Here is a 12,387-nt window from a genome sequence, read left to right as displayed (position 1 = left end):
AGCTAATGATTTATTCGCTCATACATTATTCAAGTATCGAGCCAACTTTTTGTACTTAGCTAGAGCACTGATTAATAAGGTTTTTTATATTTTGTGACATAACCAGGCATTGTCACAGTTGGTGAAATAGACTAATAATTAGCAAAAATAACTATAATTAAGGCTCAGTCGATGAGTAATTCGCGTCCATCAGACAATTTAATTGGTCAGTCCAACAGCTTTGTTGAAGTTCTGGAACAGATTTCACAAATAGCCCCTTTAAATAAGCCCGTCCTTATTATTGGTGAGCGTGGTACCGGTAAAGAGCTTATTGCTGCGCGCTGCCATTACCTGTCACAACGCTGGCAGCAGCAGTATTTAACCCTCAACTGCGCCGCTTTAAATGAAAACCTGCTAGACAGTGAACTCTTCGGACACGAGGCTGGAGCATTTACGGGCGCCGCTAAGCGTCATGAAGGCCGTTTTGAGCGCGCTGACGGTGGTTCGTTATTTTTGGATGAACTGGCCAACACATCCTTACGGGTTCAAGAAAAACTCCTCCGCGTCATTGAATACGGCGAATTTGAGCGTGTCGGTGGCCGCCAGCCGGTTAAAGTCGACACCCGCTTAATTGCAGCGACAAATGAAGACTTACCAACCCTGGCTGAAAAAGGTAAGTTTCGCTCCGACTTACTCGACCGTTTAGCCTTCGACGTTATAACGCTGCCTCCCCTTCGGGAAAGGCGAGAAGATATTATGATTCTGGCAGAGCACTTTGCTGTATCAATGGCTCGGGAAATGGAGCTTGAACTCTTTAGTGGCTTTACCGAAAAAGCTCGTAAAATTCTTTTAAGCTATGACTGGCCGGGCAATGTTCGTGAGCTTAAAAACACCGTTGAGCGCAGCCTGTACCGGCTAGGCAATGGCCACGTTCCCATTAATGATATTATTCTTGATCCGTTCGACAGTCCTTTCCGTCCCGGTATCTCAACAGCAACGCAGGCAAGCCCTCAGGTCTCAGAAAACGCACCGCCGGAGCCAGCGTCAGACAACGGTCATTCAAAAGTAACCTCGACTTTGAAGCCCGATGAGCCTGTCGAATTTAAACAGCTCTCACAGGACTACGAGAAAGAACTGCTAAAACAAGCGCTTCGGTTATCGCAATTTAATCAAAAAAAGACAGCATCTTATCTCGGTTTGACCTATCATCAGCTCAGAGGATACTTAAAGAAATACCAACTGCTGGACGGAGCGGCCGCGAATAATGACTAAAGCGTTTTCTTTACTCATTTCAGCAACAACCATACTACTGAGCGGCTGTGAACCCGGCACAGAAGAAGTGACGCCGCTGTCCGAAGGTATTATCTACTGTTCAGAGGGCAACCCCGATACCTTCAACCCGCAACTGGTTACCTCAGGCACAACCGTCGACGCTACCGCAGCCCAGCTTTATGACCGTTTAATTGACTACGACGCTGAAAAGCAGGCCTTTGTGCCAGCGCTCGCCGAAAGCTGGGAGCCTCTCGATAACGGTACGCGCTATCGCTTTTATTTACGCGAAGGTGTCGAGTTTCACTCAACAGACTATTTCACACCAACGAGAGAGTTCAATGCAGAAGACGTGCGCTTTAGTTTTAATCGCTGGCTTGATGAAACCAGTCTGTATCATAACGTTGGCGGCAGTTACCCATTCTTCAGCGCCACCGGGCTCGATAAACTCATTCAAAAGGTAGTGAAAGTCGACGAGATGACCGTCGACATTGTGTTGAATAATGCTGACAGTTCTTTTCTTGCAAATTTAGCGACCGACTTCGCCATTGTTCTGTCAGCAGAGTACGCCCAATTACTGTCGGTTAAGGACATGCCCTACTTAATCGATCAAAAACCCATAGGCACTGGCCCTTACCGCTTTGAAAGCTTCCGCAAAGACGTGCTAATACGGTATACAAAGCACCCTGATTATTGGCGTGAAGGCCCCGGAATTAAACAGCTAGTCTACTCCATTACTCCCAATGCCAATAAACGCATGTTAAAACTTGTTACCGGTGAATGCGATATTATTCCTTACCCACTTATTAGCGAACTTCAGGCTTTGAATCGCGATGACATAATGGTCACTAACGAGGTTAGCCCTAATGTCTCGTTTTGGGCGTTTAATACAAAGAAGCCACCGTTTGATGATCCACTGGTTCGCCAGGCGCTCAGCCATGCCATAAATCGCCAGGCCATTATTGATACAATTTACTACGGTAACGCGGAGTTGGCACGCTCAATACTACCACCAACGTCCTGGGCTTACGATAATCAGGGAATTCAATATGACTACAACCCTGAGAAAGCCCGCAAACTGCTTGAAGAAGCTGGCAACAGTGAACTCAGCATTAATATCTGGGCAATGCCAGTCCAGCGTGTCTACAACCCTAATGCACGCAGAATGGCAGAGCTTATGCAGTCGGACCTTGCACAAGTCGGTGTGAATGCCCGTATTGTTTCTTATGAGTGGAATACCTTTAGACGACGCTTGTCGCGCGGCGAACACGACACTGTTTTAATAGGTTGGTATGCAGACAATGCTGACCCGGATAACTTCTTCCGGCCTTTATTAAGCTGCGCTGCGGTAGCAACCGGCGGTAACCGCGCTAACTGGTGTCACCCTGGGTTTGACCAGCTGTTGTACGAAGCCATTGCGACAACTAACGCAAATGAACGCAAGGCGCTCTATCAAAGCGCTCAGCACATACTCAACCAGCAGCTACCGCTATTACCTATTGCTCATTCACGACGCTACCAGGCTCAGAAAAAATCGGTACGAGGCGTTCAGTTACCGCCTTATGGGGGAATCAACTTCCGCCTGGCAACCAAAGTGACAACAGCTGAGGAGAGCGAACAATGATCCGTTACCTCAGCAGCCGTTTGTTTGTTTTTATTATTGCGTTCTTTTTATTAACTGTATTCACTTTTTCGCTTAACTTTTTCTTTCCCGGCGACCCTGTCACCAATATGACTGGGGTGCGCACTTTTAGCGACTATTACCCGGTTATTTCAGAAATACGAGGTGCCGATAAAAACATCGCATTTCAGTACATTAACTATATGCAGAACTTGTTGTCAGGCAACTGGGGAGCTTCTCTAAGCTCCGGCGACTATGTTTTCGAACATACCTATCAACACCTCTTCGCTTCTCTGGAGCTTATTGTCGGCGCATTAGTTCTTGCGGTACTTATTGGTGTACCCAGCGGTATCTTTGCTGCCACCCAGTTTCGTGGGCCCATTGATAAAGGCGTTATTAGCCTGGCCATGGCAGGTTACTCCATTCCGGTGTTCTGGTTAGCTCAGCTACTTATTCTGTTTTTTGCAGTAAAACTAGACTGGCTGCCTATTACCGGGCAAATCAATCCGTTGTACGGTATTGCCCCTCAGTCCGGGTCAATTTTAATTGATATTGTAATAAGCGACTCAGACTATAAAGCGGCAGCACTTCAGGATGCACTTAATCACCTTATTCTGCCGGTGATTATTCTCTCCATCATGCCAATGATGCTGCTGCTTAGACTAATGCGTAACGCCACTCAGGACATGCTGCAAAAGCCATACGTCAAAGCGGCAAGAGCCCGCGGTCTTAACGAGTTTCAAGTGTTAATAAAACACGCTGTGCCAAATGCCACGCAGTCAGTCTTGCAGCAAGTGCCACTTATTTTCAGCTTGTTACTCAGCAATAGCATTGTTATCGAGTCTATATTCAACTGGCCGGGCATTGGTAACTGGCTGGTACGCGCTATTTTCGAGCGCGACTTTCCTGTCATTCAGGCTTGTGTACTTATTATCGCCCTGACTATTTTACTGTTTAACTTAGTGGTGGATCTCTATCGTGGATGGCGATTCCCTATTGTGAGGCAGGAATAACATGCCGCATATTAACCTGTATTACAAAGACGAAAACCCCAGCCCGTTAACGCTGGTATGGCGGCGCTTTAATCAGCGCCTGCTGTCCATGACGGCGTTGTACATACTGCTGGCTATGATTCTGGTTGTTATTTTTTCACCCATACTTGCTCCCTACAGCACGTCGATGCAATTTGCCGACGCCGTTTCATTACCTCCTTCGTGGACGGAACAAGGCAACATTCAATTTCTAATGGGAACGGACGACCTTGGCAGGGACATGTTGTCGCGATTGCTTATCGGCAGCATCTACAGCCTGGGTCTGCCTATTCTTATGGTCGCTGTTTCGTCCATTATTGGCATGGTTGTCGGGGCAGTTTTGGGCATTGACCGCACCATTAAATATCAAACGTTTTCACGCGTATTCGACACTTTGCTCTCTATTCCCTCATTTTTAATGGCACTGATTATTATTGCCATATTAGGGACGGGGTTATTTAATGTTGCGTTGGCTATTACCCTGTCACTGATACCTCAATTTATTTTTGTCACTCGTAACGCGGTTCATCAGGAGTGGCACAAAGACTATGTCACCGCGTCGCGACTTAATGGTTGTTCCAAACCTTACCTGCTGTACCGAGTCATTCTACCAAACATTACCCCTATACTGGTTATGCAACTGACCGTGTCTTTATCCGTCGCTATTATGGATATTGCTGCGTTAAGCTTCCTGGGGCTTGGCATACAGTCACCAACACCTGAGTGGGGAAGCATGCTGGCACGCAGCCTTGACGAAGTGTATTTGTCACCTTGGTCAATGGTGTTGCCGGGCGTGACCTTATTCGTCACCATAATGTCGATTAATATTGTCGGCGATAGTCTGCGCCGTGCACTCAGCGAAAGGGTGAACAGCTAATGCAGTTACTGGATATTCGCAATTTAACGGTTGAAATGAAAACACCGCACGGCATTGTTCGGGTGCTGGATAAGGTGAACCTACAACTCGGTAAAGGGGAAATTCATAGCCTGGTTGGTGAGTCTGGCTCTGGCAAGAGCCTTTTGGCAAAGGCCATTGTTGGTTTTGCTAACCCCAACTGGGAGGTAACCGCTGACCGACTGTGGTGGAATGGCCAGGACTTATTAGCCATGAACACCAAACAACGCCGCGCCGTGACCGGCCGGGATATGGCCATGATATTTCAGGATCCATACTCTTATCTGGATCCAAACAGTACGATCGAGCAACAAATTGTAGAAGCCATTCCTGAAGGCGACGTACGTGGTACGTTCATGCGGCGCCGTGTGGACAGGAAAACTCGGGTTAAGCGGTTATTGCACCGGGTAGGTATTCGCGATCACGAGTCGGTCATAGACAGTTATCCGTTCGAGCTCTCGCAAGGGGTTGCTCAAAAAGTCAGTATTGCCATAGCCATTGCTCACCGCCCTCGTCTGCTTATTGCCGATGAACCAACAACCGCAATGGAGCCATCGACAAAGCTACAAATTCATCGGCTTTTGGCGCGACTGGCTGCCAGTCAGGAAATGTCTGTGCTGCTGATTTCTCAAGACTTAACCTCAATTTTGCCAGAGACCAAACAACTGACTTTATTGTACTGTGGTCAGCTTATGGAAACAGGGCCTGCGGAGGAAGTTATTAACCATCCGGCCCACCCTTATACCGACTCAATGCTCAGAATGTCGCTGCAAACGCAACAAGAGCTACCGCATAAAGCACGCCTGCCGACCTTGCCGGGAGCAATTCCGACACTGCGTCATATGCCAATTGGCTGCCGCCTTGGCCCTCGCTGCCCCTATGCGCAAAAGCAGTGTGTAAAAGCACCACTGGCCACCCAGAAGCAGCAACGTGTCTTCCATTGCCACTTCCCGCTTTTGGAGCTTGAGTCATGAGCCATTTACTGGAAGTAAAAAACCTCGGTAAAACGTATCGTCCCCGTAAGGCGTGGCCCTGGAGTCAAAAGTCAGTGGCGATAGAGCCAATATCCTTTCATATCGATGCTGGTGAAACGCTGGCGGTTATGGGCGAAACAGGCTCCGGCAAATCAACGCTGGCAAAAATCATTGCCGGCGTCGATAACCCCAGCTCTGGTGAATTGTGGTTAAACGGCCAAAAGCTACATAACCAGCATTACCAGCAACGTTGTAACAATATCCGAATGATATTTCAGGACAGCGAGAACTCCCTGAATACTCACCTGACTCTTCGCAAACAACTCGAAGAGCCCTTAAAATTTAATACCGATTTAACCGCGCAAGAGCGTAACGAAAAAGTCGACATAGCCCTGCGTCGCGTGGGAATGCTGACCGAGCATGGTGAGTTTTACCCACACATGCTGTCTAGTGGGCAAAAACAGCGTGTCTGTATTGCGCGGGCTATCATTCTGGAGCCGCAGATTGTCGTTGCCGATGAAGCCTTAGTTGGACTCGATCCATCAGTTAGAGCTCAAATTATTAATCTAATGCTCGATCTCCAGCAAGATATGGGTATTTCGTATATTTTAGTCACTCATTCACCGCAAATCGTGAAACACATTGCTGATAAGATATTAATTTTATATCGTGGTAAAATGATTGTGTTTGATAAAACAGACATAGTACTAAGTGATGATCAGCAGCCTTATGTTCACCAGCTGCTGCATGACCACTTGAATAAACAGATTAAATTCAAAAGCGACAAAGCAAAAAAGATCGCTGACTAAAAATCAAAACAACAGGAGTTTAATGTGGAAACAGGTACTCTGATATCACTAGCAGCGTATTTTATCGCCATGCTAGGTATTGGTCTTTACGCCTACAAAAAGTCAACTGACTCAGTATCAGGTTACATGCTAGGTGGTCGAGGCCTCGGTCCTGGCGTTACCGCGTTATCTGCGGGTGCATCTGACATGAGTGGTTGGATGCTGATGGGCTTACCCGGTGCAATTTATGTCTCAGGTGTCTCGCAGCTGTGGATTGCAGTGGGTCTGGTCATTGGCGCGTATCTAAACTACGTTATCGTAGCACCACGCTTAAGAACCTATACAGAGGTTGCAAACGACTCCATTACAATTCCGGACTACTTTGCAAACCGCTTCAATGATAAAGGCCGTAGACTGCGTATATTCTCGTCTGTGGTTATTATTATCTTCTTTACGCTTTACACCTCAGCCAGCCTGGTTGCCGGCGGTAAGCTGTTCGACAGCTCATTTGGCATGGACTACACCACGGGCCTCTGGGTAACCGCCGGTGTGGTATGTGCTTACACCCTGTTCGGTGGTTTCTTAGCGGTAAGCATGACGGACTTTGTTCAAGGCTGCATTATGTTCGTGGCTCTGGTTCTGGTGCCTATTGTCGCCTTTTCTGAGCTCGGTGGGTACAGCAGTGTCGTTGGCCAAGTCGGTGAAATTAACCCTGACTTCTTAGCATTCTTTAAGGATGGAGCCACCGGTGAAATACTGGGCACCTTAGGTATTATTTCTTTGCTTGCCTGGGGTCTTGGCTATTTTGGTCAGCCACACATCATTGTTCGTTTCATGGCGATTCGCTCTGTCAGTGACGTGAAAGCGGCACGCCGCATCGGCGTTTCGTGGATGACCGTTTCTATTATCGGTGCCATGGCAACGGGTTTTGTAGGTATTGCTTACGTTGCAACTCAACCAATGGGCATTGCCGATGCAGAAACAATATTTATTGAGTTCTCTCAGGTGTTATTCCACCCATTAATCGGTGGTTTCCTGTTAGCCGCTATTTTGGCCGCTATTATGAGTACTATCTCATCTCAGTTGTTAGTGAGCTCAAGTTCACTAACAGAAGACTTTTATAAAGCCTTTTTACGTAAAGACGCTAGCCAGAAAGAGCTGGTCTTTGTTGGTCGTATGTCAGTACTGGCTGTGTCATTGGTCGCTATTTGGCTGGCCTGGAACCCAGAAAATACTATTTTAAGCTTAGTAAGTGATGCATGGGCTGGCTTCGGTGCTGCATTCGGTCCCGTGGTTATCCTGAGCTTATTCTGGAAGCGTATGAACCGTCACGGTGCCTTAGCCGGTATGTTGACTGGGGCAATTACGGTTCTAATCTGGACTTACGGACCAACTATCAATGGTGATAATCTTTCGGTTGCTTGGGTTTATGCAATGGTGCCTGGCTTTATTCTGTCAACTGTTGCTGTTCTATTCGTTAGCAAAGTCACTGCTGAACCAGAGAAAGAGCTACAAGATAAGTTCGAAGAAATGGAAAGCGTTATCGATGATTACTATCACGGTGACAAAAAAGGCTAAATAACAACACGCCTTAAACCTATAAAAAGACCAGCCTATCGTGCTGGTCTTTTTTGTTTCTAACTGTCGGTCTATAGTGAATACAACACAGTTAACAAGGTAAACACTATGGCACGATTGAATATTATCGCTTCAGCCGCTCTCGCTTTTACATGTGCGGCGTCTACCCTACCCGCTGCGGCCAGTGACCGTATAACAGGTCATCACTTTGCCACTCGCTCGGAAGCTATGGCTCCAAACGCCATGGCAGCGACAAGCCAACCGCTTGCCACACAAGTCGCACTGGACGTTATGCAGGAAGGCGGCAATGCGATCGATGCAGCCATTGCTGCAAACGCAGTGTTAGGCTTAGTTGAACCGACCGGCAACGGTATTGGTGGCGATTTATTTGCCATTGTATGGGACGCCGAGTCAGAAAAGCTCTATGGACTTAATGCCTCAGGCCGTTCGCCGAAAAGTTTGTCGCTGGAATATTTTAAAGAAAACGGCTATGAGTCAATTCCTCCTCGTGGCGTACTACCGCTATCGGTTCCTGGTGCCGTCGATGGCTGGTTTGAACTTCATGACCGTTTCGGTCAATTGGACATGGAGAACGTGCTGCAACCGGCTATTAACTACGCAGAGTCCGGCTTTCCGGTGACTGAAGTTATTGCCTACTACATGGGTCGAAACGCCGCAGTACTCGCTGACCAACCCGGGTTCGCTGATGTTTTTATGAAAGACGGCGACGTTCCTGAAAAAGGTGAGCGTTTTAAAAACCCCGACTTGGCCAATACCTATAAGCTCTTAGCTAATGAAGGCCGCGATGCTTTCTATAAAGGCAAAATTGCACGCACAATAGATGCCTTTGTCGAAAAACACGGTGGCTTTTTATCTTACGAGGACTTAGCGGAGCATGAGTCGACTTGGGTTAACCCGGTTTCGACCAACTATCGTGGTTATGACCTCTGGGAGCTGCCACCGAACACCCAGGGAATAGCGGCTCAGCAAATACTCAATATACTTGAGCAGTACGACATTAGCAGTATGGGCTTTGACAGCCCTGAGTACATTCATCACTTCGTCGAGGCTAAAAAGCTAGCATTCGAAGATCGTGCGAAATACTACTCTGACCCGGCATTTAATGATGTGCCTGTCGAAGGGCTACTGGACAAAGGTTACGCTAAGGAGCGCGCAAAACTCATTAATCCGGAGAAAGCCGGTCGTTCATACGAGCCAGGTAAGCCGCCGACAGAGGGCGACACCATTTACTTAACAACCGCTGACAAAGACGGCAACATGGTATCGCTTATTCAAAGTAACTACCGCGGCATGGGCTCAGGAGTAACACCGACAGGTTTAGGGTTTGTTTTGCAGAACCGTGGTGAACTGTTTGCGCTGGATGCGAATCATCGCAATGTGTTTGAACCAGGTAAACGCCCTTTCCACACTATAATTCCCGCATTTGTGACCAAAGACGGTAAACCATTAATGAGTTACGGCGTTATGGGCGGCGCCACACAACCTCAAATGCATGCACAAATTCTTATTAACATGATTGATTTTGGCATGAACCTGCAAGAAGCCGGCGATGCGCCTCGCATTCTGCATACAGGTTCAAGCCAGCCAACTGGCTCTGTCATGTCCGACGGCGGTGTTGTCAGTCTGGAAAACGGCTTCTCTAAGAACACTCGACGCGAACTGATAAAAATGGGACATACGCTGCAGGAAGCAGTCGGTCCTTATGGCGGCTATCAGGCTATTTGGAAAGACCACGAACAGGATGTTTATATTGGCGCCTCTGAAAGCCGCAAAGACGGGCACGCAGCTGGCTATTAAAGAACACGTTTAAAAGTTTGGGCGCCGCTTAACCGCGGCGCTCTCGGTATAACTCAATTTCATCCATGATCAAATCACGCATCCGCGTGGTAGTGTCATAACCAATATCAATAGCTTCCTGCCCACGATAAAACTCCATAATGCCGATATGGCCAAGTTTGGGCTGCACTAAAATATCCGGCGGATCGCCCGCCATACGTGCCTTAGTAATACGCTCCTGCATGATATCAATAGAACTTGCCATGACACTGAACATACCCGGCGCTTTATGACCATTGCTTTTAAAACGCTCTTTAAAGCTGTCTAAGTACTCTTTACTGCCCGACCACAGGTTATCGAAAAAGCCATTATCGTCTTCCGCATGTCTTTCTATTTCTGCTTTTTCCTTCTCGAGTTGTTCAGCCTCTGTTTGCGGCGGAATACTGCGACCTCTTCTCTCTACCGCCCGGGAGTTCAACTGAGAATTCAAATGCACGGCTATAACAAAGTCAGCACCCAGGGCCCGACACAGCGACACGGGAACAGGGTTAACCAGTCCACCATCAATTAACCAGCGTCCGTCAAATGCTTTAGGTGAGAGAACCCCAGGCATGGCGCAGGAAGCTCTCGATGCGTCGTATAAATCCCCTTTCCGTAACCAAATCTCACGGCCACTGTAGAGGTCTGTTGCCACAGCGCCATAAGTAATAGGTAGGTCTTCAATATTTCTTTGCCCGAACTCTTCCCGAGCATGGTTAAATACTTTTTCGCCGCCGATAATGCCGCCTTGGTTAAACCCAAAGTCCAGTAGGTTGAACACTTCCCAGCGACTCATTCCCTGCACCCATTGCTCTATTTCAGCTAGGCGACCAGACGCATAACCCGCTCCAACTAGTGAGCCAATGGAAGTGCCTGCCACCATATTAATGCGCACACCCATTTCTTCGAGGGCTTTAATAACACCAATATGTGACCAACCACGAGCCGCTCCAGAGCCTAGAGCTAATGCAACTTTCACTTCCGACATGTGATTTTTCCCACTTTTTTAATGTGTTTAAGTATCGTACTATGATTACTGAGTTTTCAACAACCTACCTGAGCTATCTATGCCCTGGACTGACCGTCAAGTTAACACATTAAGTAATCGACCCAATGACACCCGTACCCCATTCCAGCGAGATAAAGCCAGAATATTGCATAGCGCCGCATTTAGACGGCTGCAGGCAAAGACTCAAGTTATGTACGTGGGTATGCACGACTTTCCAAGAACTCGTTTAACCCACTCATTGGAGGCTAGCCAAATTGGCGCAAGCCTTATTGTTCATTTAAGTCACCGGCACCCTGAGCTTTCAAAGTCACTTGAGTTTTCGGAGCCTCTGCTAGAGTCATTATGTTTGGCACATGACATTGGTCATCCGCCCTTTGGTCATGGCGGAGAAATTGCGCTCAATTACATGATGCGCAATAACGGTGGTTTTGAAGGTAACGGCCAGACCTTTCGTATCGTTACCAAGCTCGAAGCCTACACGCCAGAGCATGGCATGAATTTAACCCGTCGCACTTTACTCGGGTTACTGAAATACCCTGTTCTAGCCAGCCAGGTTCGCCGCGAACAGTTACCTGAAGATGTCAGTAACTTTAAGCATTTACCGACGCGGCAATGGTTGCCCCCTAAAGCCTTATATAACGATGACGCCGCCCAATTAGACTGGGTGCTTGCCCCATTATCGACTAGTGACAAACAAGCCTTTCAGGCACTTTCAGCAGAGCCACAAACCACTAAACACGGCCGCAGCGCGTTAAAAAGCGTTGATGCCTCTATTATGGAAGCGGCTGACGATATTGCCTATGGCGTACATGACCTCGAAGACGCCATAGTTGTTGGGCTTATTCAGCGCGATCACTGGATGAAGCATATGTTCGACAGGTTGCGGTCTTTGGAAAGCGCTCTGCCTGACTTTAACGCTGAATCGCTGACTCATGCACTGTTTTCCGATGATCATTATGAGCGCAAAGGAGCCATTGGTAGCTTGGTCAACCGCCTGGTTACTTCTGCAACCTTGATAAAAACAGACAACGACTTTGAATGCCCGTTGTTACAGTACCAAGTTGCACTTGGAGATGCCGAGAAGCACCTGCTTAATGCATTAAAAGAATTCATTTTTAAGTGGGTTATTCGCAAACCTGAAATGCAGGCGCAAGAGTTTAAAGGGCAGCAAATAGTTATGGAGCTGTTTGATGTGCTTTCTGTAGAGCCAGAAAGATTGCTTCCGGAAAATACTCGCTTACGCTACCTGCACGAACAAGAGCATGGAAACAATGCCCCTCGGGTTATTTCAGATTACTTATCCGGCATGACCGACGCTTATGCGGCAAAGCTCTACCAACAACTCTTTGCAATAAATCCCTCAATTTAAAAGGCCCCGGATAAATCCAGGGCCTTTGTACTTTCATT

10 protein-coding genes are annotated in these 12,387 nt (G+C 47.6%); 9 read left to right on the top strand and 1 reads right to left on the bottom strand.

Annotated features, from left to right (window positions below; genetic code table 11):
* The first annotated feature begins 171 nt into the window (after positions 1 to 171).
* From pspF to ggt, 8 genes are all read left to right on the top strand, one after another.
* A complete protein-coding gene (gene pspF / locus BLT32_RS05535) occupies positions 172 to 1,251 on the top strand; it encodes a phage shock protein operon transcriptional activator (RefSeq protein ID WP_053953536.1) in 1,080 nt (359 codons plus the stop codon).
* Positions 1,244 to 2,872, top strand: a complete 1,629-nt coding sequence (locus tag BLT32_RS05530) for an ABC transporter substrate-binding protein (protein WP_053953535.1) — start codon at positions 1,244 to 1,246, stop codon at positions 2,870 to 2,872. The genes pspF and BLT32_RS05530 overlap by 8 nt, the downstream gene beginning before the upstream one ends.
* The gene (locus tag BLT32_RS05525; protein ID WP_053953534.1) at positions 2,869 to 3,882 is read left to right on the top strand and encodes an ABC transporter permease; all 1,014 of its coding nucleotides are present in this window, start codon (positions 2,869 to 2,871) and stop codon (positions 3,880 to 3,882) included. The genes BLT32_RS05530 and BLT32_RS05525 overlap by 4 nt, the downstream gene beginning before the upstream one ends.
* 1 nt (position 3,883) lies before the next feature.
* Positions 3,884 to 4,777 (top strand): ABC transporter permease subunit, encoded by an 894-nt coding sequence (locus BLT32_RS05520; protein ID WP_063744332.1) that lies wholly within the window; start codon positions 3,884 to 3,886, stop codon positions 4,775 to 4,777.
* A complete protein-coding gene (locus tag BLT32_RS05515; RefSeq protein WP_053953533.1) occupies positions 4,777 to 5,769 on the top strand; it encodes an oligopeptide/dipeptide ABC transporter ATP-binding protein in 993 nt (330 codons plus the stop codon). The genes BLT32_RS05520 and BLT32_RS05515 overlap by 1 nt, the downstream gene beginning before the upstream one ends.
* Entirely contained in the window at positions 5,766 to 6,578 is an 813-nt protein-coding gene (locus tag BLT32_RS05510; protein WP_053953532.1) for a peptide ABC transporter ATP-binding protein, read from the top strand. Before BLT32_RS05515 ends, BLT32_RS05510 begins: the two co-directional genes overlap by 4 nt.
* Before the next feature lie 24 nt (positions 6,579 to 6,602).
* Positions 6,603 to 8,135: a sodium/proline symporter PutP gene (gene putP / locus BLT32_RS05505; RefSeq protein ID WP_053953531.1), complete on the top strand. Its 1,533-nt coding sequence runs from the start codon at positions 6,603 to 6,605 to the stop codon at positions 8,133 to 8,135.
* Between the two features lie 108 nt (positions 8,136 to 8,243).
* Entirely contained in the window at positions 8,244 to 9,953 is a 1,710-nt protein-coding gene (gene ggt, locus BLT32_RS05500; RefSeq protein WP_053953530.1) for a gamma-glutamyltransferase, read from the top strand.
* Positions 9,954 to 9,981: 28 nt separating this feature from the next.
* Here the strand turns inward: ggt and rssA are convergent, their stop codons facing one another.
* Positions 9,982 to 10,959 (bottom strand): patatin-like phospholipase RssA, encoded by a 978-nt coding sequence (rssA, locus tag BLT32_RS05495; protein WP_053953529.1) that lies wholly within the window; start codon positions 10,957 to 10,959, stop codon positions 9,982 to 9,984.
* A gap of 79 nt (positions 10,960 to 11,038) precedes the next feature.
* Between rssA and BLT32_RS05490 the strand changes: the two genes are divergently transcribed.
* A complete protein-coding gene (locus BLT32_RS05490) occupies positions 11,039 to 12,349 on the top strand; it encodes an anti-phage deoxyguanosine triphosphatase (RefSeq protein ID WP_053953528.1) in 1,311 nt (436 codons plus the stop codon).
* Positions 12,350 to 12,387 lie beyond the last annotated feature (38 nt).

The sequence above is a fragment of the Idiomarina zobellii genome (assembly GCF_900100855.1).
In the GTDB taxonomy this organism is placed as follows: domain Bacteria; phylum Pseudomonadota; class Gammaproteobacteria; order Enterobacterales; family Alteromonadaceae; genus Idiomarina; species Idiomarina zobellii.
Note: the sequence above shows the minus strand (reverse complement) of the source record. Positions and strands in the feature narration are given on the sequence as shown.

Bases quoted from the DNA above. Each gene is read 5' to 3' on its own strand.
- pspF (WP_053953536.1), top strand. From the start codon at position 172: ATGAGTAATTCGCGTCCATCAGACAATTTAATTGGTCAGTCCAACAGC.
- BLT32_RS05530 (WP_053953535.1), top strand. From the start codon at position 1,244: ATGACTAAAGCGTTTTCTTTACTCATTTCAGCAACAACCATACTACTG.
- BLT32_RS05525 (WP_053953534.1), top strand. From the start codon at position 2,869: ATGATCCGTTACCTCAGCAGCCGTTTGTTTGTTTTTATTATTGCGTTC.
- BLT32_RS05520 (WP_063744332.1), top strand. From the start codon at position 3,884: ATGCCGCATATTAACCTGTATTACAAAGACGAAAACCCCAGCCCGTTA.
- BLT32_RS05515 (WP_053953533.1), top strand. From the start codon at position 4,777: ATGCAGTTACTGGATATTCGCAATTTAACGGTTGAAATGAAAACACCG.
- BLT32_RS05510 (WP_053953532.1), top strand. From the start codon at position 5,766: ATGAGCCATTTACTGGAAGTAAAAAACCTCGGTAAAACGTATCGTCCC.
- ggt (WP_053953530.1), top strand. From the start codon at position 8,244: ATGGCACGATTGAATATTATCGCTTCAGCCGCTCTCGCTTTTACATGT.
- rssA (WP_053953529.1), bottom strand. From the start codon at position 10,959: ATGTCGGAAGTGAAAGTTGCATTAGCTCTAGGCTCTGGAGCGGCTCGT.
- BLT32_RS05490 (WP_053953528.1), top strand. From the start codon at position 11,039: ATGCCCTGGACTGACCGTCAAGTTAACACATTAAGTAATCGACCCAAT.